Genomic DNA, 21,771 nt, shown 5'->3' on the forward strand with positions numbered 1-21,771 from the left:
TGATGGAGAACTTTCAATTAGATACTAAAGAATATCAAGAAGCACATAACGAAACCAATATAATTGAACAAATTTTCAAGTACTTAAGATATTGGTATTGGTTTGTTTTATCGGTTTTAGTCTGTTTTTTCATAACAAAAAATTATTTAGACCATACGCTATCAATTTATGAATCTAGAGCCAATATCAAAATTATAGATGATTCAAAAAGTAACTTTGTTATACCTAATGCAGGATCATACTTTTCTAGATCAAGGGTGAATTTAGAGAATGAAATAGGGGTTTTGAAATCATACAAACTTTTAGAACAAGTGGTAAAAAATTTAGACCTGAATACACAATATTACACAGTAGGATATTTAAACAAAATTGAGTTGTGGAAAAACAAACCATTTAAAATGGAATGGTTGAATTCCTCGGTTGATTTTGATGCAAAGTCTTTTTCTTTTGAAATAGAAATAGTAAAAGGAGGTTTTAAAATCACAAACACAAATGAAAGAGAAAGTGATAAAGTTTATAAGTTCAATGAACAACAAATTGTTAACGGTATACCTTTTAAAGCAATACTACAGATAGGAACAAATCTAAATAATCTTATAGATAAAAAATACCTGATACAACACAGCTCGATAGAATCATCGGTAATAGGTTTATCCAACAAATTAAAAATTGCAAATACCAATGAAGGAACAGATATATTAACACTTTCAATTGCCGCCAACAATAGTGATAAATCGGAAGCAGTTTTGAATGAAGTGATAAAGCAATATGATATTGATGGATTAAATGATAGAAGATTAGTTTCCGAGAGAACTATTGACTTTGTTAATAATAGATTTAAATCTTTAGAGCGAGAACTAGATTCTATTGAAACCAATAAAGCGAGCTATAAACGTGAAAACGAATTAACGTTTATTGAAAATGACGCAGCAACAGCTTCTTCAGGAGTAATTGGCGCTAAAAACGATGTGTTCCAAACAGAAACCCAGATTGAGCTTTCAAAAATTTTAGAACAAACGGTTAAATCAGATAAAAGTCTAGGGCTGTTACCTACGAATATAGGAGTAATGAATTCAAATGTAAATGGATTACTTTCAGAATTTAATATTGTCGTTTTAGAGAGAGATAGAATGTTAGTAAGTGCAGGCGAAAATAATCCAAGAATTAAATTTTTGAACAATAAATTGTTGGAACTTCAAAAAAATATTCTAGAATCAATAAAAGCATATCAAAGAGAGTTACAAGTTTCTTTGTCACAAAACAACCTTAACAAAAAAACCACTACTAATAAATTTAGTAACATACCTAATAATGAGAAAATATTAAATTCAATTGAACGTCAAAGAAGCATTAAAGAGTCTTTGTACATTCTTTTATTGCAAAAAAGAGAAGAAGCAGCAGTTAATTTAGCAATCACATCTTCTTCGATAAAGGTTATTGATTATGCCTTAACAGATAATAGCCCAATTGCTCCAAAAAAAGGCACTTTCTATATTGGTGCTTTAATTATTGGTTTAGCAATACCTTTTTTGATTTTATACGTTCTCTTTTTATTAGATGACAAATTACACACTAAAGAAGATATTTTAAAGTTAACCAAAAATAAAATTATACTTTCAGAAATCCCGCATATTGATGCTGATGTAAAAATTACCAGTAGTAATGATAGAACTTTATTAGGTGAATCATTTAGAATTTTAAGAACAAATTTAACATATGTTTTCCCTTTACAAAGTGAACCGTTAGGACAAACCATTATGGTTACTTCAACCATTAAAGGAGAAGGAAAAACATTCACAGCACTTAATTTATCGGTTTCATTTTCAATCTTAGACAAAAAAGTATTGCTTATTGGCGCCGATATGCGTAATCCTCAATTGCATAATTATTTAGACACCAATAAAACTTCATTAGGATTACAGGATTATCTACATAATACAGATGTCGATTGGCATTCAACGATTCAAAAGAATCAGCTAAATAACAAGAATTTGAATGTAATTTTATCTGGGGCAATTCCTCCGAATCCAGCAGAATTACTTTCAAATGGTCGTCTTGAAAAATTGATTAAGGAAGCCAGAAATGAATACGATTACATTATTATCGATACTGCACCAACACTTTTAGTAACGGATACACTTGTAATTTCACAGTTAGTAGAAACGACATTATATGTTGTTAGAGCAGATTATACGCCAAAAAAAGTGCTTGAATTTTCTTTACAACTAAGTGAAAAAGGGAAATTAAAAAACATGGCCTATGTAATTAATAATGTAGGTTCAAATTACAAAGGATACAGTTATAGCTACAAGTACAATTATGCCTATGGTTACGGTTATGGTTATGAACAAGATGAATTAAAACGAACTACATTTTTAGATAGAATACTATCACTTTTTAAAAGAAAATAGTAACTTCTTAAAAGTCAAAAATAGAATTGTTTTGAAAAACTTGTGGCAAATAGTCAAAGTTTTTCAGAACAATTTTTTTATTTAGAAAATCCAAATGTCTTGTATGATGTACATCAGATCCAATAAAATCAATTAAATTATTTTTAAGTAAAGCATCTGCAGACTTTGCTACTTTTTCTCCATAATATCCATTAGCAGAAAGCATGTTCATTTGAAAATAGCATCCAGCATTTTTTAATTTTTTATAATTATCAATAGAGTTGTGATAAAAATTATACCGTTCAGGATGAGCCAAAATTGGTTTATAACCAGCGACTTGTAATTCAAATAAAATGTCAAATAATTGTATTGGAGGATTTAAATAGGATATCTCAACTAAGACGTAATTTTCTTTTACGGTTAGCAATTTTTCTTTCTTAAAAAGTTCATTAAATTCGGCATCAATCATGTATTCAGCCGCAGCTTTAAAACGACTTCGTATTCCATTTATTGATAAATTTTGAAGTGTATTCTCTTTTTTTTCTGTAATATCTTCAGAACTATTTTTCCAAATCTCACCCATAACATGTGGTGTGGTTACGAATTTTTTAATTCCTATTTTTTCAAGGCCTAAAAGGAGTGTTTCTGTTTCTTCAATTGTTCTAGCACCATCATCAATATTTGGTAATAAATGGGAATGAATGTCAACATGATTTTCGGGAATAAAATCTTGTAAATAAGGCTTTTGTTTAAAAAAGTGAATCAATGAATATATTTTTAGAAAACAAAATTAACAAAATAAAAAAGGAATAGAATTAAAAAAGAATAGATTGCCAAATAAAACTATTTATTTCTTTTATACAGTGCGCCTTATTTATATATTTGCTGTTATTACACTTTATATGGTAATCAAAAAAAAGCACTTAATAAATTTCAATAACCAATCAAAAGATTGGGATTTAGTAATCAAAGGTCATACTTCACTTTTTGATATTAATTTTAAAGATGTATGGAATTACAGAGATTTATTGTTTTTGTTTGTAAAAAGGGATTTTGTTACAGTTTATAAACAAACAATTTTAGGACCATTATGGTTCTTTATCCAACCATTGCTTACAACAATTACTTTTACAATAGTATTTGGAACGGTTGCACAATTATCAACTGATGGCGCTCCAAAAATGATTTTTTATTTGGCAGGAATAACTTTGTGGACCTATTTTTCAGGTTGTTTGATGTCAGTTTCTAGCGTTTTCAACACAAATGCAAGTATATTTGGTAAAGTGTATTTTCCTAGACTAATCATGCCGTTGACAGTTGTTATCTCAAATTTAATGAAATTTGGAGTGCAATTTATTTTATTTCTTGGGTTTGTGTTTTATTTTTTTTATCAAGGAAAAATACAGCCTAATTTTTATATTATACTGATGCCTTTAATTATTTTTTTGATGGCAGCAATTGCATTAGGTATAGGTTTAATTTTAACTGCTATGACAACCAAATATAAAGACTTAAACCAATTAATAACATTTGGTGTTCAGTTGTTTATGTATGTTACACCAGTTATTTATCCAAGTTCATCAATTCCTGATAATTATAAATGGATAGTAGATTTAAATCCATTAGTAAGTTTATTTGACTACATGCGTTTTGCCTTTTTGGGAATTGGTAAGTTTTCAATCGAATCATTGTTATTTCCAGCTGTTTTTTCAATAGCAATTGTAGCTGTTGGGATATTAATTTTTAATAAAACACAGAAGACATTTATTGATACCGTTTAATAAAAAAATTAATGAGTAGAGTTGTAATAAAAGCGGAAAATATTTCAAAGCAGTACCGACTTGGATTAGTTGGATCTGGTACTTTAAGAGATGATTTAAAACGCTGGTGGTTTAATGTTCAAGGAAAAGAAAATCCTTTTCTAAAAATAGGAGAATCAAATGATAGGTCTACTAAAGGAATTAGTGATTATGTATGGTCATTGAAAGATATTAATTTTGAAATAAATCAAGGTGAATCAGTAGGTATTATTGGAAGAAATGGTGCTGGTAAAAGTACATTATTAAAAATTTTAAGTCAAGTTACTAAACCTACTTCTGGACAAATATTCACAAAAGGACGCATAGCATCATTATTAGAAGTTGGAACAGGATTTCATCCTGAAATGACAGGTAGAGAAAATATTTATCTTAATGGTGCTATTTTAGGCATGAGAAAACATGAAATTACTCGCAAGTTTGATGAAATTGTAGCTTTCTCCGGAGTTGAAAGATATATTGATACACCTGTAAAAAGATATTCCTCTGGAATGTATGTGCGTTTGGCTTTTGCTGTTGCGGCTCATTTAGAAAGCGAAATTTTGATTGTAGATGAAGTACTTGCAGTAGGCGATGCAGATTTTCAAAAGAAATGTTTAGGAAAAATGAATGATGTAAGTAAAGGGCAAGGAAGAACAGTCTTATTTGTTAGTCATAACATGGCGGCGGTAAAAAGTCTATGTTCTAAAGCTATTGTTTTAGAGAATGGATTGATTACAAAAAATGATTATGTAGAAAATGCAGTAGCTTATTATTTGAGTGGTAATTCTGAATCTCAAAATCATAAGATTTTTTCAAATGAATATGATAAACCAGAATTCACATTACATCAAATTTTTTTAAACCCAAAAGGAGGGAATTCCGATGAAGTTTTAGATGAATATCAGGAGATAGAAATAAACACACATTTCACCTTGAAAAAAGTGAAGAGTAAGCTTCATGTAACTTTTGTAATAAACAATGAATCTGGAGAGTCATTGTTTACTTTTTCTCATTCAACTTTAGGTATAGATTTGAAACAAGGTTTGAATAAAATAAAGTGTAAATTTCCTAAGGGTTTTCTTAACATAGGAACATATTATTTAAATTTTTATGTGATTGAAAATTCAAAATCAACATTATTTGTAGAAAAAGATATAATGGTATTTAATATACAAGAAGGGCAAAGAGAAATTGGTTCTTGGATGGGAAAAGAACCAGGATTTATAAAACCAATTTTTGATTGGACAATTGAATAATAAATGAAAAAGAGAGCAAGAAAATTATATTTTAGAATTTCAAAACCTATTTTTAATAAATTAGGTTACCAAAGAAAAACTCTAAGTTTTCATCAAATTCTTGATGGAAAGAATTTATTGTTACAAACTTTATTTACAAACATAAAAAGCATGGGCTTTTTTCCAAACCATATTGTAGATATTGGAGCTAACCATGGAACTTGGACTAGAGAAGTGTTAACATATTTTCCTGATGCTCAATATACTTTGCTTGAACCACAGGAAAGATTAAAAGCTTCTCTTCAAGATTTGTTAGATTCTAATTCAAAAATAACATTTCATCCTGTAGGAGCAGGATCTGAAAATGGTTCTTTTAAATTCACTATTGTAGACAGAGATGATAGTTGTTCTTTTCGCTATTCAGAAAAAGAAGCAATTGAGAATGGTTTTGAACAATATGATGTTCAGGTTGTTACATTAAATGAGTTAATAAAGTCTAATGGTTTACCTATTCCTGATATTATTAAAATTGATGCGGAAGGATTAGATATTGAAGTTTTAAAAGGAGCAAATGATTTTTTTGGAAAAACAGAGATGTTTATGGTAGAAGCTGGAATAGTAAATAAATCTTTCGACAATAGTTTTTTAAAATTAATTAACTATATGGATGAAAATGGGTATCGATTATTTGAAATTACAGATTTAAACCGTCCTTTTGAACTAAATGTCCTATGGCTTGTAGAGTTAGCTTTTGTTAAAAAAAATGGAATTATCGATTCCTATCAAATATCTTTCTAAATGATAACAGTAACTAAAACTTTTTTTCCTCCAATTGAAGAATATACTAAGCAATTAGAACGGATTTGGCAAAATAAATGGTTGACAAATAGAGGAGAACTTGTTTTAGAACTAGAGGGAAAAATCAAAAAATACCTCGATAGTACTAATATTTTATTGATGAATAATGGTACGATACCAATACAGATTGCTTTAAAAGTGTTGGGAAATGGAGGGGAAATTATAACTACTCCATTTTCGTACGTAGCCACGAGCGCTGCTATTTTTTGGGAAAATTGTGCTCCTGTTTTTGTAGACATTCATCCTGAATATCTAACCATTGATGAAACAAAAATTGAGTCTAATATATCTGACAAAACTACAGCAATTCTAGCAACACATGTTTTTGGAAATCCTTGTAATATTGGAGCTATAGAGAATATTGCAAAAAAATACAATTTAAAAGTTATTTATGATGCAGCACACGCTTTTGGTGTAACCTACAATGAACAATCAATATTTAATTATGGTGATGTTAGTACTTGTAGTTTCCATGCTACAAAGTTGTTTCATACAGGAGAAGGAGGAGCGATTTTTTCAAAGGATGCTAATTTATTTCATCGATTGTATTACAGTCATAATTTTGGACACAACGGACCATTAGATTTCTTTGGCTTAGGTATTAATGGTAAAATTTCTGAACTTCAAGCTGCCATGGGATTAGCAGTTTTTCCTTATATAGAGACAATAATTGAAGAAAGAAAAAAAGTAGTCCAGTTTTACAATAATAATTTAAATAACAATGAACTTCATTTTTTAAAATTAAGAGAAAACACAAAATGGAATTATAGTTATTATCCTGTAATTTTTAACGATGAGTCTGTTTTATTAAAAGTTCAAAATGCTTTAACTGAAGAAAAAATTATTCCCAGAAGATATTTTTATCCCTCGTTGAATACAATAAAATATATAAATGGAGAACAAATGCCTGTTTCTGAGAGTATAGCATCTCGAATACTTTGTTTACCTTTATATGTTGGATTAAGTAAAGATGAATTAATTAATATATGTGATATAATAAATAAAAATTTATGTTAATTATTGGAGCAAAAGGATTTGCTAAAGAAATATTAGAAATAGTTCATCATTTAAATCAACTGGATGATTTAGCTTTTTATGATGATGTAAATTTCGGCATGCCTGAAAAATTATTTGGTAAGTTTCCTATTTTAAGTTCTACAGATGAAGCTACAAATTATTTTAAAAGTATAGACAATAGATTTACAATTGGAATTGGTAATCCTTTTTTAAGAAAAAAATTATACGACAAATTTACTAGTTTAGGAGGAATTTATACTTCAACGATTTCACCAACGGCAATAATTGGGTCATATGAAGTAGAAATAGGAATAGGTTCAAATATTCTTTCAGCTGCAGTTTTTTCTAACAGTACTATTTTAGGGAAAGGTTGTATAGTATATTATAATTCTATAATTACGCATGATTGTGTAATTGGAGATTTTGTTGAAATATCTCCAGCTGTTTCCATTCTGGGTAGGTGTCAAATTGGCTCGTTTTCTAAAATTGGCTCTAATGCAACAATTTTACCAGATATTAAAATTGGAATAAACGTAACTATTGGGGCGGGTTCTGTTGTTACAAAAGATATACCTGATAATTGTGTTGTAGTTGGTGTACCAGCAAAAGTAATTAAAAAGCTTAATCCTTTAGAATTTTAAGTAATGAGACCAAAAGTTAGTGTTTGCATGATTACTTATGGTCACGAAAAGTTTATTCGTGAAGCTATTGAAGGTGTACTGATGCAAGAATGTAATTTTGATGTTGAACTTCTAATTGCTAATGATTGTTCTCCCGATAATACAGATGAAACAATCAAAGATATTTTAGAAAATCATTCAAGAGCTTCATGGATTAATTACTTCAAGCAAGAAAATAACATAGGTATGATGCCTAATTTTATTTTTAATTTAAAAAGATGCAAAAGCCAGTATATTGCACTCTGTGAAGGAGATGATTATTGGACAGATCCATTTAAACTTCAAAAACAAGTCGATTATTTAGATTCAAATTTAGATTATGTATTGTGCTTTCATAAGATAAAGGTCAAAAAATCTGGCAATGTCCTAGTAGAAGATTTTATCACCAAAGTTCCAGAAAATTATGAAACCCAACAAACTTTTGCAAGTTTGGGGAATTACATACATACACCATCTGTTGTTTACCGAAATATTATAGAGGAATTTCCCAATGAGTTTTCAATGTCACCAATCGGCGATTATTTTTTATATTTCATTCTATCAGAATATGGTAAATTAAAATATTTAGATGATGAAATGGCAGTATATCGTTATGGTGTTGGGATACATTCGACATATAATCAAATTAAATTAGCTGAGGCTAATTTTAAATTGTTTACGTTAATTTTGTCTTACTCAAATAATTTTAATATAAATAAAATACTTATTGATAGACAATTAAATGCTTTAGAGACTATTGAAAAGCTGATAAGAAGAGAATATGATGAATCATTTGTCTCTAATAATGTTTTTTTTAAGGCGCTTAAATCTGTTAAACATCCAAATAAATTTTGGAAAAAAATAAAAAATAAATTGATGAAAAATTAATATGCTAGCTATTGTTATTCCATATTATAAAATCACTTTTTTTGAAGAAACACTAAAATCACTTGCAAATCAAACAGATAAAAGATTTAAAGTTTACATAGGAGATGATGCTAGTAATGAAAATCCTTCCAAATTATTAAGTTTTTATAAAAATAAATTTGAGTTCGATTATTTTAAATTTAATGAGAATTTAGGAAGTATATCTTTAACAAAACAATGGAGTAGGTGTGTTGATTTATGTGGAAATGAAGAATGGATTATGATATTAGGAGATGATGATAGGTTAGATAATTCCGTGGTTTCTTCCTTTTATAAAAATTATAATTTATTTAAAGAAAAAACGAATTTAATTAGATTTGCCTCAAAATTAATTGATGAAGATAATAAAGAGACTTCCAAAACATATACTCATCCTATTTGGGAAATTGCAACAGATTCTTTTTTTAGAAAATACGACGCTACATCTAGAAGTTCATTATCGGAGCATATTTTTAAAAAAGATATTTTTTTAAAATATGGTTTTTATAACTATCCATTAGCTTGGAGTAGTGATGATAGAGCATGGTTAGAATTTTCAGATGGAAAACCTATTTATACAATAAACGAAAGTATAGTATATGTTAGAATATCAACACTAAATATATCTGGAAAAAAGGATAATACTGAATTAAAAAACTTGTCTGAGATTAGTTTTTTTAAATATATAATTTCTAAAAAAATAGCCTATTATAATAATAGTCAAAAACTTAGATTACTTAAAAATTATAAAAAGAAAATTAAAGTTTTTAGAAACTTAACTATACAAGAACATATTTTTATTTTTTATTACTTTGTTAAGTATTTGAATTTTAAATGGATAAAAATTGCTGTGAAATCTTTAATCAATAAAGAATAGAAATTGATGAATAATTATCCTATGGTAAGTGTTTGTATGATTACTTATGGTCATGAAAAGTATATTGAAGAAGCTATTCTTAGCATATTAATGCAAGAATGTAAATTTGAAATCGAACTTATAATTTCAAATGATTGTTCTCCTGATTCAACAGATAAAATAGTTAAAAACATCATCGAAACTCATCAAAAAGGGTATATTATAAAATATATAAGGCAGGAAAAAAATATTGGAATGATGCCTAATTTTATTTTTGCACTAAAGCAATGTAAAGGAAAATATGTTGCTCTTTGTGAAGGTGATGATTTTTGGACAAATTCTAAAAAACTTCAAAAACAAGTTGAATTTTTAGAAAATAACAATGAATATGTATTGTCTTTTCACAATGCAGAAGTACATAATAACTTTACAAATAACACATATCTTTTTTTAGAGAATTATGATGTTGATAAATTTGAAATCACAGATATTTTCGAAAGATGGATAATTCCAACAGCTAGTATGGTTTATAGAAATAATTTTGGTAATGTTTATCCTGATTATTTCAATAATGCTACTCATGGTGATTTTGGCTTACAGTTATATTTGAGTAAATTTGGTAAATTTAAAGGGTTTAATGATGTTTTAAGTGTTTATAGAATTAACCAATCAAGTGTTACGGCTAATTCATTTTCAACTCTTAATCAAAACAAAAGGCACATAAATCAGTTAAATTTAATGAACGATTATTTTGAAAAAAAATATGATACTCAAATTAAAAAAAGGATATTCTTGTTTTATCTAATAAATGCAAATACTTATAAAAATAAAAGTATAACTAAACCCTTATATTGGATTAGTAAAGCAATAATTGCAAATCCAAGACATATGCTATTTTATAGAAAAAATTTAAAAGATAATTTCTATAATATTTTTAAAACTTTTAAGTATTTGTTAAAGGCAAATATTAATAAAAGATTATTATATTAAAAAATGATTGAATTGAATAATAAAGTTTCAATAGTTATACCTTGTTATAATCAAGCCGAATATTTAGATGAATGTTTGCAATCGGTCTATAATCAAACACTATTAAATTGGGAATGTATAATAGTAAATGACGGCTCTACTGATAATACTAAGGATATAGCCAATGAATGGGTAAAAAAAGACTCAAGATTTCATTATTTTGAAAAAAAAAATGGAGGATTGAGTGATGCTAGAAACTCTGGGATTTCAATCGCAACAGGAGAATTTATTTTACCACTTGATGCAGATGATACAATTTCAAATGAATATTTAGAATTAGCGGTTAATGAGTTTCAATTAGATAATACATTAAAAGTTGTTTATTGTAAAGCAAATAAGTTTGGAAGTGAAAATTGCATTTGGGAATTACCAGATTTCTCACTGTCCAATTTAAGTAAAAACAATATGATTTTTTGTAGTGCAATGTATAAAAAATCAGATTGGAAATTAACTGGAGGTTATGATGTAAATATGATTTATGGATGGGAAGATTGGGAGTTTTGGATTGCTTTACTAAAAAATGGAGGAAATGTAAAACGATTAGACCATATTGGTTTTAACTATAGAGTTAAAAATATTTCAATGGTTAAAGAGTTAAATTCAAATCAAAAAGAAGAGATGCTGCAATATATGAGTTATAAGCATACTGATTTTTACATAAGTCAATTTGGTTCATTTAAAAAGTTAAATGATGAATTTGAAAACTCTAAAAATGAATTTAAAAGAAAGCTTCAAAGTGAAAAATTTGTTATTGATTTGTTTTTAAAAACATTTTTTGGATTTACAATTTTTGGAAAATATAAAAAACAAAAATGATTAAGTTAGCCATTGTAATTCCATACTATAAATTAACTTATTTTGATGACACTTTAGAATCATTGTCTAACCAATCTGATAAGCGATTTAAAGTCTATATTGGAGATGATGCCAGTCCAGAAAATCCAGAAAGGCTTCTGGAAATTTATAAAGATAAATTTGAATTTGTATACCATAGATTTAATGAAAATTTAGGTGGAACTTCATTAGCAAAACAATGGGAACGCTGTATTGGGCTTACAAATAATGAAGATTGGATAATGGTATTGGGAGATGATGATGTTTTAGATAAAACAGTTGTTGCTTCTTTTTACAAGAATGAAAAAATATTTTATAATAAAACAAATGTAATTCGATTTGCTACAAAAAAAATATTTGGGTCAAAAGTAAAAGAAGATGATGCATTTACTCATCCTATTTGGGAAGATGCAGCTGATGCTTTTTATAGAAAGTTTAATAAAACCTCAAGAAGTTCACTTTCAGAATATATTTTTTCAAAAGAGACATTTTTAAAATATGGTTTTTATAACTATCCTTTAGCATGGAATTCAGATGACAGAGCTTGGTTAGATTTTTCAGACAACAAACCTATATATACAATAAATGAAAGTTGTGTTTATTTTAGGATATCCGATTATAATATTTCAGGAAAAAAAGATAATATCCTATTAAAGAATAAATCAGAGATTCAATTTTATAAATTCATTGTTTTTAATAAGTTAAATTACTTTAACAATGAACAAAAGTTAAGATTATTGAGAAGATATCAAGCAGAATTAAGAAGATTTAGAAGCTTGAAAATTTCGGATTTTTTTGTTTTACTATATTTTTATTTAAAATACATTAACATAAGATGGATTCAAAAGTTTTTTAAAAAAATAATGAATAAACTTTTCAATGGGAAACGAAAACATGGAAAATCCTAAAGTGTCAATTATAATGGCAACCTACAATAGAGCTCAATTTATTGTAGAGTCGCTAATTTCAATTCAAAATCAAACTTTCTCTGATTGGGAATGCATTATCATTGATGATGGTGGAACAGATAACACAATTGAAGTTATTAATCCAATTCTTGAAAAAGATTCTCGATTTAATTATTTTAAAAGAAATGAAAATTATTTAAAAGGATTACCTGGTTGTCGTAATTATGGATTAGACCTAGCTAAAGGTGATTATATGATTTTTTTTGACGATGACGATATTCCACATCCACAAAACTTAGAATTATGTGTCGATGAATTATCAAAAAAAGAGATCTATTTTTGTAGATATATTAGAAATGTTTTTTTTGGAAATTTTCATTATGATTTTGATTATTCAAAGAATTACACCTCTTTTTTTATAGATAAAAAAGATATAGAAAAGATGATTAAAAATGAACTTCCATTTAATTCATGTGCCGTCATGTGGAAAAAAGAATGCTTTCAGAAAAATAGATTTATTGAAACATTAATGTATGCAGAAGAATGGGAATTATATCCAAGAATTGTATCTTCAGGGTTTAATGGAATTTCGATAGATAAATGCTTGTTTTATGGAAGAAAACATGAAAATTCAAATACAGGAGAATTCTATAGTAATAATCCTATTAGGCAAGAATCATATATACAAGCTATATTAGCAGTTATTAAAAATTTAATTGAAAAAAAATTATTGACAAAATCTATAATTCGATATTTTATTTACATTTCAACTAATTTTAGAAATTTTAATTTATTTGAGAAGATTATAGATTTGTTAGAATTTTCAAAATATGAAAATTTTAAATTAATGTGTTTTTATCTTTCAATTAGATTTAAAAAGCCATTTTATAAGGTAAAAAAACAATTGTTGAAAAAATTAAATTAGTGTCAAAATGAAGTTTTTAATTATTGAACAAGATTTAAGAGTTTCAGGCACCAGCCAAGGAATTATTTCTCGCTCTTTTTTATCTAAATTAAGAATGGCTTATCCTAATGCAAAAATTGATGTTGTATACTTAAAAAGCATTTCTAGTGACGACCAATTAGATTTATTACCTGTTGATTCAATAGAAAGTCATGTTTTAGATTTGAAAATACCTTTTTTTACCAAAATCATAAATAAGTTTTATTGGAGAATATTTGGAGTTTCACTAGCAATTGGGCATGTAAATAATGTTTATAAAAAATATATCAGTAAAATTAATTATCAAAATTACGATCATATTTTCATTAGAAGTGCTGGTTTAGCTCATGAAACAATTTTAGGCGCAAAAGATTTACCAATATTAAAAAAAGCCATTGTTAATTTTCATGATCCTTATCCTTTGTTTTGGTATGTTGGTTCAAACAAAGAATTAACTAAGTTAGAAATGTATCAGATGAAATCTATGTTCAGTATCGTTAATCAAGCTAAAACATGCATGAGTTCAGCACATTATATGTCATACGATTTAGAGTTTTTGTATGGTACAAGGAAAAAGTTTTATACTTTACCACATCAGTATAGTGAGGAAGTTTTTGATTTAAGTGATACTAAAAATAGTTATCAAAAAAGTAAAAAAATGATGATTTCCTATCATGGTGCAATTCAATTTGGAAGAGATATTGAAATTCTGCTTGATGCCTATGTAGAATTATTGGAAAAAAATCCATTGTTAAAAGACAGCACAGAATTTGTACTTCGAATGAAAGGAATCAATATGAAAAGACTAGAAAATAAGTATAAAGAAATCCCAAACATTATATTACTAGAAACTTTAAACTTTTCTAATTCATGTTATGAACAGAAACATATTGCTGATATAAATATTATATTAGAAAATGGACCATTGTATTGCAATATTTTAGTTGGCAAAGCTCCTTTTTTAGCAGAATTAAAAAAACCTATTCTATCTCTATCACCAGAAAGAAGTGAATTAAGAAACATTATCGTTGATGATAGATTTATTGCGAATAGTAATGATAAAAATGATATAAAAATAAAATTAGAAAATCTAATTTTGAATAGATTGGAATCTGAAGAATCTGTTTTTCCTTTTGGAGATTATTTTAGCAACGAGAACTTTGTAAAATCTTTAAATGAAATATTATCAAATTAAATTTACTAAAAGACTTTTAGATTTTCCAAAATAGTTATTTTTACTAACTTTCGATTTTGATATGAATTCAAAGCCTTATTTAATAGCCGAAATTGCCCAAGCCCATGATGGAAGTCTGGGAATCCTACATTCCTATATTGATGCTGTTGCTCAAACAGGCGTTCAGGCAATTAAATTTCAAATGCATATCGCTGAAGCTGAAAGTAGTATTCATGAACCGTTTCGTGTACAATTTTCAAAAGAAGATAAAACACGCTATGATTACTGGAAAAGAATGGAGTTTTCTTTGGAACAGTGGAAAGAAATTAAAACTCATTGTGATGCAGTAGGTTTGGATTTTGTTTGTTCACCATTCAGTAATTTAGCGGTTGATTGGCTGGAAGAAATAGGCGTGAAGATGTATAAAATTGGTTCAGGAGAAGTGAATAATTTTCTTCTATTAGAAAAAATTGCTCAAACTAGAAAACCAATTATTCTATCTTCTGGAATGAGCAGTTTTGAAGAATTAGACCAAGCAATCAATTTTTTGAAAGAGAAAAATGTTGATTTTTCAATACTTCAATGTACTACAGCTTATCCGACGCAACCTGAACAATATGGTTTTAATGTTATACAAGAGTTAAAGGAAAGATACAAGGTAAAAGTTGGTTTTTCAGACCATTCTGCTAAAGTTTCTACAGGAATAGCAGCAGTTGTTTTAAGAGCAGAAATTTTAGAGTTTCATGTAGTTTTTCATCGCGAACTTTTTGGTCCTGATGCTAAAGCTTCACTAACTATTGAGGAAACAAAACAATTGGTTGAAGCAGTTAATGAAATTCACATCGCTAAAAACAATCCAATTAATAAAAATAATAATGATAACTTTAAAGAATTGAAAACCATCTTTGAAAAATCATTAGCCATAAATAAAGATTTACCCAAAGGTCATCAAATGACTTTTAAAGATCTAGAAAGCAAAAAGCCAAAAGGTTTTGGAATTGATGCAAGAAATTTTAAAGATGTTTTGGGTAAAAAATTGAAAACCAATAAATCTCAATGGGATTTTTTGAATGAAGAAGATTTAGAATGAGTATTAAACGAAAAATAGCTGTTGTTATTACAGCTCGACCATCTTATAGCAGAGTTAAAACTGTTCTATCGGCAATTAATAGTCATCCAGAATTGGAGTTACAATTAATTGTCGCGGCATCGGCATTGCTTGATCGATATGGAAGTGCAGTAAATTATATCGTAAACGATGGTTTTGAAATTGCTGCCAAAGTATTTAATGTTTTAGAAGGAGAAAATTTAACAGCAGCAGCCAAAACAACCGGAATTGGAATTTTAGAACTTTCAACCGTTTTTGATAATTTAAAACCAGACATTGTAGTTACCGTTGCCGACCGATTTGAAACTATGGCAACTGCAATTGCGGCTTCTTATATGAATATTCCTTTGGCACACATTCAAGGTGGTGAAGTTACCGGTAATATAGATGAGAAAGTTCGTCATTCGATAACCAAACTTGCAGATTATCATTTTGTAGCATCTGAAAACGCAAAACAACGTGTGATTCAGCTTGGTGAGAATCCTGAAATGGTTTTTAATACGGGTTGTCCATCAATAGATATTGCAGAGCAAGTTTCTAAAAAAAATCAATTGACTTTTAATCCTTATGAAAAATATGGCGGTGTTGGTTCACTTCCTGATTTGGAAAATGGTTATATAGTAGTTATGCAACATCCTGTGACCAATGAATATCAGGATTCAAGAAAGCATATCGAATCGACACTTAGAGCTATTCAACAAATCAATAAACCAACGCTTTGGTTTTGGCCAAATGTTGATGCCGGAGCAGATGGCACTTCAACAGGAATTCGTTCTTTCAGGGAAAAATATAAACTAGAAAACGTCCATTTTTTCAAAAATATGGAAGGCGAAGATTTTCTAAATTTATTAGATAATTCTATTTGTTTGATTGGAAATTCAAGTGTTGGAATTAGAGAATGTGCTTATCTTGGTGTTCCAGTTGTCAATATTGGTTCAAGGCAAAACAGAAGAGATAGAGGTGAAAATGTTATTGATGTAACCTATGATGAAAATGAAATAGTTTCAGCTGTAAATTCCATTTCAAATTCTTATAATAGAAAAAAATCAGATGTTTATGGAGGTGGAAATGCAGGAGAAACAATTGCAAAATTGTTAAAAGATTTACCACTTCAATTTCATAAAACTATAACTTATTAATTAATGAACATTAATAAATTAGCTCAAAAGACTTATTATAAATTTTCTTTTGTCGAAGGAAATCAACATATTGCTAATGAATATGCACTTAAGTGCATTTTAAGAATAATCGAAGCATTTAATGTTAAAGATGTTTTAGAAATTGGAATTGGAATTGGATGTATAGCGGATACTGTTTTAGAATATTCACAAAATATTAAATATACTGCAACCGAAGCAAATGAGTTTTGTTTAAATGCAATCAAAGAGAATGTCTCACAAATAAAAAGAGTAGAATTATATAGCAATTTAGCTGAAATTCCAGAGGACATTTTTTTTGATTTAATCATCATTGATGGAACAGATGAATCTTTAGGAAAATTAAAAAGATTATGTAAAAATGAAACAATTATTTTTCTTGAAGGAGGTAGACCAATTCAAGTGCAAATTTTAAGATCATTTTTTCTTAAAGCTTTTTATACACAAATGATTAGTTATAATAAAAACCCAAATTATGGACCTTTTTCTTCGGAAGATTGGTGTGGCGGTGGACAATTAATATTTCCGAATCCAAATTTTAAAATGAAATTTTTTTATTGGAAAGAGAGAATAGCAACCTATATAAAGAGGAAATACAGAAAAAAAAAATAACTATACAATGAGAATTTTAGGTCTTATTCCAGCTCGTGGTGGTTCAAAAGGTATTCCGAAAAAGAATATTAAACTTTTAGGAAAATTACCTTTGATAGATTATACCATTAATGCAGTTAAAGACTCAGAGTTAATTACTCAAATTGTTGTTTCTACAGATGATGAAGAAATTGCTATAGCCGCTGAAATTGCAGGTTTTAAACCACCGTTTATTAGACCTTCAGTATTTGCACAAGATACATCAACTTCTTTAGAAGTTGTGCAACATGCTATTCAACATTTTGAAGGACAAAATATTTTTTTTGATGCCGTTTGTTTGCTTCAGCCAACAACTCCATTTCGAGAAAAAGGATTTATTGATGCTGCCTTAGAACGATTCATTTCTTCTAATGCAGATTGTCTAATTAGTGTTCTTCCAATTCCTCACGAATATAATCCACATTGGGCTTTTGAAGAAAATAAAAAAGGTTTTTTGTCAATAGCAACAGGTGAAGAAAAAATAATTTCAAGACGTCAAGATTTGCCTAAGAGTTTTCACAGAGATGGTTCTGTTTACATCACAAAAACAAATATTATAAAAGAAGGTTCTTTGTATGGTAAATCAATTTCTTACATAGAAAACAATTCAAAATACCATGTAAACATTGATACCATTGAAGACTGGGAAAAAGCTGAAAAAATTGTAACACATTATTCATTTTAAAATGTGTGGAATAGCCGGAATCATTGGAAACCAAGCAACTCCTGAAGTAATTTCTAAAATGCTTCAAAAGCAAAAGCATCGCGGTCCAGATTTTATGGATTATTATATTGAGGAAAGAAATGTTGCCTTAGGTCACAACAGACTTAGTATTATAGATTTATCGAGTAATGCAAATCAACCTTTTACCAGCGATTGTGGAAATTTTGTTTTAATTTTTAATGGAGAAATTTATAACTATATTGAAATTCGAAATGAATTAAAATTTAAGTATAGTTTTAAAACCCAATCGGATACAGAAGTTTTACTTAATGCATTTATTGAATGGGGTGAAAATTGTTTAGAAAAATTAAACGGAATGTTTTCGTTTGCTATTTGGAACAAGAAAGAACAAACTTTTTTTGCAGCGCGAGATAGATTCGGAGTAAAACCGTTTTATTATTTTTTTGATCAAAATAATTTTTATTTTGCTTCTGAAATTAATACCATTTTTGAGGCAGATGTTATAAAAAAATCGAATGAAAATGTTTGGTTGAAATTTTTCTCAGAAGGAAGTTATGGTTTGCCTAATGAAACTTTCTGGGAATCCATTAATCAATTACCTGGCGGACATTTTTTGATATTTAAGAATAATAAACTGGATATAAAAAAATGGTACTTTTTTGAAAATAGAGTACAATTATTATTTGATAGAAGTGATAAAAATGAAGAAGATTACATCACTCAATTGTTATTAAAAGCAATTAATTTAAGATTCAGAGCTGATGTTCCCGTCGGATTTAATCTTAGCGGCGGATTAGATTCAAGTACTTTATTAGCTTTAATAGATCAGCAAAACATCGATAAATCAGCAGTCGAAGCTTTCACGTTTGTATGCAATGATGAACGTTATGATGAATTGCAGTGGGTGAAGTCAATGTTAAATGACAGACCATTTCATCTTAATATTTGCCCACTTTCTTCAAGTGAAATTCCAAAGCTTTCTCAAAAAATGGCTCTTTATCAAATGGAACCTTACGGTGGAATTCCAACATTGGCATATTCCAAAATATTTGAAACAGCTAGCCAAAAAGGTATTAAAGTGTTGCTAGACGGACAAGGATCTGATGAAGCTTGGGCTGGATATGATTATTATTTGAATAACAATCAAAATGTTATTCAAGGTGTTGCAAATTCTCCATTTAAAACAAATGTTTTAGATTCAGATTTTGCAAATCAATTTTCTAAAACAATCTATGATAAGCCTTTTGAAGATAATTTATTGAATCTTCAATACAGAGATTTATTTTATACTAAAATACCGCGAGCACTTCGTTTTAATGATAGAGTTTCTATGCTTTATGGAACTGAATTAAGAGAGCCTTTTTTAGATTATGATTTAGTTGAATATGTTTTTAGTCGTCCAACCGATTTTAAAATTAAGGGTGGAGTTCAAAAATGGATGCTTAGAAAAATTGCTGAAAAGTTTTTGCAACAAGATTTAGTTTTAGCTCCAAAAAGACCGCTTCAAACACCTCAAAGAGAATGGCTTTCTGATGATTTAAAAGAATGGGTTAGAACAGAAGTTGAAAAGCTTTATAAAAACAATTGGTTTAATAAATCTGAGCTAGAAAATGAATTAAACTCTTTTTTTAACGGAAATAATCAAAGTAGTTTTCATATTTGGCAATGGATAAATACGGCTCAATTATTAGAATAATATATTACTCATTTTTAAATTTATATTTTATCAAAGTTGGGATTGTAAATATTGGATAAAATATTAGTATTTTAAAGCATATTAAAAGATATTTGTTGAAACCAAATAAGTAATCTAATTAAATGTTGACTGTAAGTAATTATCATTACATAAGAGAAGATTTTACATCACAGTATCCAAGTATTTTCGGTTTAACTCCAGAATCTTTTAAGCGTCAATTAATTGAATTGCAGAAAATTGGAAAATTTATATCGCCTAAAGAATTACTTGAAAATACTGATGAAATAGTAAATTCTAAGCAAAACTATTTATTAGTAACTTTTGATGATGGATTGAGAGAACAATTTGAAATTGCTAAACCAATACTTGATGATTTAAAAATTGAAGCAATGTATTTTGTTAATTCAATTAATTTTATCGAGAAGCAAGTTTCTTTAGTTCACAAAATACATTTAATTCGGTCTCAAGTTTCACCTGAAGATTTAATGAGTAATTTTTTGAAATCTACATTTAAATCTAAATTTGAGCTACCTGAAATTGATAAGAAAAAGGCAATCGAGCATTATAATTTTGATGATGTTTCAAGTGCCCATTTAAAATATTGTTTGAATTTTAAGCTTACGATAAATGAGCTTTCAATTGCGATGAATGATTTGTTTAATGTATATTTTGATTCTAAAGAAACAGTAAATAATCTTTATATGACTGAGGAATATTTAAAAATATTAGCTCAAGAAAATCAATTAGGAAGTCATACACACAGTCATTTGGCATTAGGATTGCTAGATGTTGATACTATTGGAACTGAGTTAAAAAAAACAAAAGAATATTTAGAAAAAATCACTCAAACCAAAATTGAAATGTTAAGTTATCCATATGGGAATGAAGCGTCATATGCTTTTCCTGTACCCGATATAGCAAAAAAAGTTGGTTACAAATTAGGATTCACAATGGAAAGAGGAAAAAACAACGGTTGTGAAGATAAATTACTGTTAAAAAGATTTGACTGCAACGATTTAGTTACTGGTAAAAATTATAAAAATAGTTTATGATAACAAGAGAAGCAACAATTGAAGACTGGAATAAATTATATGTTTTTTTTAAAAGAATTTACAGAGATAATCACCCATTACAGAATAAAGAGTTTTGGATTTGGCAATATGGAGATAAAAACTTTGGGAGATCATTTATTTGCGTAAATGAAAAACAAGAAATAGTTGGGCATGTTGGTGCTAATTTTGGAGGTAATATAGCTTGGATAATTAACGTATATCTTGATGAAGAATGTAGAGGCAAAGGCATTTTAGGGAAATTGTATAGCTTGGCCAGAGAATATTATCCATTGGCAGCAACAGCTGCTAATCAGGCTGGACTTGGTTTATATCAAAAAATGCGTTGGTATCGTTATCATGATTTAATTCGATATGTAAAAATTAACCCAAAGATTGAAAAACCTTTGGTAGAAAATGTTTGTCAAAATCTAAATATAGACATAAGCAAGTGGAAAAATAATGATACCCATTACTTCCAACAACCTACTTTAAATGGATTGCTTTTTGAGAACAATAGCGCTATTTGTAATCAAAACGTTGGTGGTTTAAGAGTTGTGGATATTAATGATGTCGATCAAATTGAAGATTTTGCTTGGTCATTAGGATATAATTGGATTGATTATATTACATCATGGAATGATTTAAAATTGAATCAATTGGAAAAAAATAGTTGGGTGCTCGATTCAAAAAGTGTAGTTCCATGGAGGCTTAATCCCATACAGAAAGATTATTTTTGTGATATAACTTTTCTCTCAGAAAAACCTTTAGATAATGAATTTATTGTTAATAGATCATATTCAGATCATGGAAGAATAGGTAGTTTAATCCTATAAGT

21 protein-coding genes are annotated in these 21,771 nt (G+C 28.0%); 20 read left to right on the top strand and 1 reads right to left on the bottom strand.

The features are described from left to right. Positions 1–2: 2 nt before the first annotated feature. A complete protein-coding gene (locus RN605_RS13225) occupies positions 3–2,411 on the top strand; it encodes a GumC family protein (protein WP_313325527.1) in 2,409 nt (802 codons plus the stop codon). Positions 2,412–2,418: 7 nt separating this feature from the next. On the opposite strand, the gene RN605_RS13230 is transcribed toward RN605_RS13225, so the two are convergent. Continuing rightward, positions 2,419–3,156, bottom strand: a complete 738-nt coding sequence (locus RN605_RS13230) for a tyrosine-protein phosphatase (protein WP_313325528.1) — start codon at positions 3,154–3,156, stop codon at positions 2,419–2,421. A gap of 64 nt (positions 3,157–3,220) precedes the next feature. Between RN605_RS13230 and RN605_RS13235 the strand changes: the two genes are divergently transcribed. The 19 genes from RN605_RS13235 (at position 3,221) to RN605_RS13325 (ending at position 21,769) form a co-directional block, all read left to right on the top strand. After that, the gene (locus RN605_RS13235) at positions 3,221–4,171 is read left to right on the top strand and encodes an ABC transporter permease (RefSeq protein WP_313325529.1); all 951 of its coding nucleotides are present in this window, start codon (positions 3,221–3,223) and stop codon (positions 4,169–4,171) included. 11 nt (positions 4,172–4,182) lie between these two features. Continuing rightward, positions 4,183–5,445, top strand: coding sequence for an ABC transporter ATP-binding protein (locus tag RN605_RS13240; RefSeq protein WP_313325530.1), 1,263 nt, complete (start codon positions 4,183–4,185; stop codon positions 5,443–5,445). A 3-nt stretch (positions 5,446–5,448) separates the two neighbouring features. After that, positions 5,449–6,222, top strand: a complete 774-nt coding sequence (locus RN605_RS13245) for an FkbM family methyltransferase (protein WP_313325532.1) — start codon at positions 5,449–5,451, stop codon at positions 6,220–6,222. Continuing rightward, the gene (locus RN605_RS13250; protein ID WP_313325533.1) at positions 6,223–7,299 is read left to right on the top strand and encodes a DegT/DnrJ/EryC1/StrS family aminotransferase; all 1,077 of its coding nucleotides are present in this window, start codon (positions 6,223–6,225) and stop codon (positions 7,297–7,299) included. Further along, positions 7,293–7,940: an acetyltransferase gene (locus RN605_RS13255; protein WP_313325534.1), complete on the top strand. Its 648-nt coding sequence runs from the start codon at positions 7,293–7,295 to the stop codon at positions 7,938–7,940. The genes RN605_RS13250 and RN605_RS13255 overlap by 7 nt, the downstream gene beginning before the upstream one ends. 3 nt (positions 7,941–7,943) lie before the next feature. Then, a complete protein-coding gene (locus RN605_RS13260; RefSeq protein ID WP_313325535.1) occupies positions 7,944–8,846 on the top strand; it encodes a glycosyltransferase family 2 protein in 903 nt (300 codons plus the stop codon). A 1-nt stretch (position 8,847) separates the two neighbouring features. Continuing rightward, a complete protein-coding gene (locus RN605_RS13265; protein WP_313325536.1) occupies positions 8,848–9,741 on the top strand; it encodes a glycosyltransferase family 2 protein in 894 nt (297 codons plus the stop codon). 6 nt (positions 9,742–9,747) lie between these two features. Further along, positions 9,748–10,710 carry a glycosyltransferase gene (locus tag RN605_RS13270; protein WP_313325537.1) on the top strand — a complete coding sequence of 321 codons (963 nt, stop codon included), beginning with the start codon at positions 9,748–9,750 and terminating at the stop codon, positions 10,708–10,710. Positions 10,711–10,713: 3 nt separating this feature from the next. Next, a complete protein-coding gene (locus tag RN605_RS13275) occupies positions 10,714–11,565 on the top strand; it encodes a glycosyltransferase family 2 protein (RefSeq protein WP_313325540.1) in 852 nt (283 codons plus the stop codon). After that, the gene (locus RN605_RS13280; protein WP_313325542.1) at positions 11,562–12,491 is read left to right on the top strand and encodes a glycosyltransferase family 2 protein; all 930 of its coding nucleotides are present in this window, start codon (positions 11,562–11,564) and stop codon (positions 12,489–12,491) included. Before RN605_RS13275 ends, RN605_RS13280 begins: the two co-directional genes overlap by 4 nt. Then, positions 12,463–13,416, top strand: coding sequence for a glycosyltransferase family 2 protein (locus RN605_RS13285; protein ID WP_313325543.1), 954 nt, complete (start codon positions 12,463–12,465; stop codon positions 13,414–13,416). The genes RN605_RS13280 and RN605_RS13285 overlap by 29 nt, the downstream gene beginning before the upstream one ends. A 7-nt stretch (positions 13,417–13,423) precedes the next feature. Further along, positions 13,424–14,629 carry a glycosyltransferase family protein gene (locus RN605_RS13290; RefSeq protein WP_313325544.1) on the top strand — a complete coding sequence of 402 codons (1,206 nt, stop codon included), beginning with the start codon at positions 13,424–13,426 and terminating at the stop codon, positions 14,627–14,629. 61 nt (positions 14,630–14,690) lie between these two features. Continuing rightward, positions 14,691–15,698, top strand: a complete 1,008-nt coding sequence (locus RN605_RS13295; RefSeq protein WP_313325545.1) for an N-acetylneuraminate synthase family protein — start codon at positions 14,691–14,693, stop codon at positions 15,696–15,698. Beyond that, positions 15,695–16,855 (top strand): UDP-N-acetylglucosamine 2-epimerase, encoded by a 1,161-nt coding sequence (gene neuC, locus RN605_RS13300; RefSeq protein ID WP_313325546.1) that lies wholly within the window; start codon positions 15,695–15,697, stop codon positions 16,853–16,855. Before RN605_RS13295 ends, neuC begins: the two co-directional genes overlap by 4 nt. 3 nt (positions 16,856–16,858) lie before the next feature. Continuing rightward, positions 16,859–17,485 (top strand): class I SAM-dependent methyltransferase, encoded by a 627-nt coding sequence (locus tag RN605_RS13305; RefSeq protein ID WP_313325547.1) that lies wholly within the window; start codon positions 16,859–16,861, stop codon positions 17,483–17,485. 7 nt (positions 17,486–17,492) lie between these two features. Continuing rightward, positions 17,493–18,188, top strand: a complete 696-nt coding sequence (locus tag RN605_RS13310; protein WP_313325549.1) for an acylneuraminate cytidylyltransferase family protein — start codon at positions 17,493–17,495, stop codon at positions 18,186–18,188. 1 nt (position 18,189) lies between these two features. After that, positions 18,190–19,884 (top strand): asparagine synthase (glutamine-hydrolyzing), encoded by a 1,695-nt coding sequence (gene asnB, locus RN605_RS13315; RefSeq protein WP_313325551.1) that lies wholly within the window; start codon positions 18,190–18,192, stop codon positions 19,882–19,884. A gap of 122 nt (positions 19,885–20,006) precedes the next feature. Further along, positions 20,007–20,936, top strand: a complete 930-nt coding sequence (locus tag RN605_RS13320) for a polysaccharide deacetylase family protein (protein ID WP_313325554.1) — start codon at positions 20,007–20,009, stop codon at positions 20,934–20,936. Beyond that, positions 20,933–21,769, top strand: coding sequence for a GNAT family N-acetyltransferase (locus RN605_RS13325; RefSeq protein WP_313325556.1), 837 nt, complete (start codon positions 20,933–20,935; stop codon positions 21,767–21,769). The genes RN605_RS13320 and RN605_RS13325 overlap by 4 nt, the downstream gene beginning before the upstream one ends. Positions 21,770–21,771: the final 2 nt, after the last annotated feature.

The sequence above is a fragment of the Flavobacterium sp. PMTSA4 genome, assembly GCF_032098525.1.
Taxonomy (GTDB): Bacteria; Bacteroidota; Bacteroidia; order Flavobacteriales; family Flavobacteriaceae; genus Flavobacterium; species Flavobacterium capsici.

What these genes read in the sequence shown, in the direction of transcription:
- RN605_RS13225 (WP_313325527.1), top strand. Translation starts at nt 3, where the DNA reads ATGGAGAACTTTCAATTAGATACTAAAGAATATCAAGAAGCACATAAC.
- RN605_RS13240 (WP_313325530.1), top strand. Translation starts at nt 4,183, where the DNA reads ATGAGTAGAGTTGTAATAAAAGCGGAAAATATTTCAAAGCAGTACCGA.
- RN605_RS13245 (WP_313325532.1), top strand. Translation starts at nt 5,449, where the DNA reads ATGAAAAAGAGAGCAAGAAAATTATATTTTAGAATTTCAAAACCTATT.
- RN605_RS13250 (WP_313325533.1), top strand. Translation starts at nt 6,223, where the DNA reads ATGATAACAGTAACTAAAACTTTTTTTCCTCCAATTGAAGAATATACT.
- RN605_RS13255 (WP_313325534.1), top strand. Translation starts at nt 7,293, where the DNA reads ATGTTAATTATTGGAGCAAAAGGATTTGCTAAAGAAATATTAGAAATA.
- RN605_RS13260 (WP_313325535.1), top strand. Translation starts at nt 7,944, where the DNA reads ATGAGACCAAAAGTTAGTGTTTGCATGATTACTTATGGTCACGAAAAG.
- RN605_RS13265 (WP_313325536.1), top strand. Translation starts at nt 8,848, where the DNA reads ATGCTAGCTATTGTTATTCCATATTATAAAATCACTTTTTTTGAAGAA.
- RN605_RS13270 (WP_313325537.1), top strand. Translation starts at nt 9,748, where the DNA reads ATGAATAATTATCCTATGGTAAGTGTTTGTATGATTACTTATGGTCAT.
- RN605_RS13275 (WP_313325540.1), top strand. Translation starts at nt 10,714, where the DNA reads ATGATTGAATTGAATAATAAAGTTTCAATAGTTATACCTTGTTATAAT.
- RN605_RS13280 (WP_313325542.1), top strand. Translation starts at nt 11,562, where the DNA reads ATGATTAAGTTAGCCATTGTAATTCCATACTATAAATTAACTTATTTT.
- RN605_RS13285 (WP_313325543.1), top strand. Translation starts at nt 12,463, where the DNA reads ATGGGAAACGAAAACATGGAAAATCCTAAAGTGTCAATTATAATGGCA.
- RN605_RS13290 (WP_313325544.1), top strand. Translation starts at nt 13,424, where the DNA reads ATGAAGTTTTTAATTATTGAACAAGATTTAAGAGTTTCAGGCACCAGC.
- RN605_RS13295 (WP_313325545.1), top strand. Translation starts at nt 14,691, where the DNA reads ATGAATTCAAAGCCTTATTTAATAGCCGAAATTGCCCAAGCCCATGAT.
- neuC (WP_313325546.1), top strand. Translation starts at nt 15,695, where the DNA reads ATGAGTATTAAACGAAAAATAGCTGTTGTTATTACAGCTCGACCATCT.
- RN605_RS13305 (WP_313325547.1), top strand. Translation starts at nt 16,859, where the DNA reads ATGAACATTAATAAATTAGCTCAAAAGACTTATTATAAATTTTCTTTT.
- RN605_RS13310 (WP_313325549.1), top strand. Translation starts at nt 17,493, where the DNA reads ATGAGAATTTTAGGTCTTATTCCAGCTCGTGGTGGTTCAAAAGGTATT.
- asnB (WP_313325551.1), top strand. Translation starts at nt 18,190, where the DNA reads ATGTGTGGAATAGCCGGAATCATTGGAAACCAAGCAACTCCTGAAGTA.
- RN605_RS13320 (WP_313325554.1), top strand. Translation starts at nt 20,007, where the DNA reads ATGTTGACTGTAAGTAATTATCATTACATAAGAGAAGATTTTACATCA.
- RN605_RS13325 (WP_313325556.1), top strand. Translation starts at nt 20,933, where the DNA reads ATGATAACAAGAGAAGCAACAATTGAAGACTGGAATAAATTATATGTT.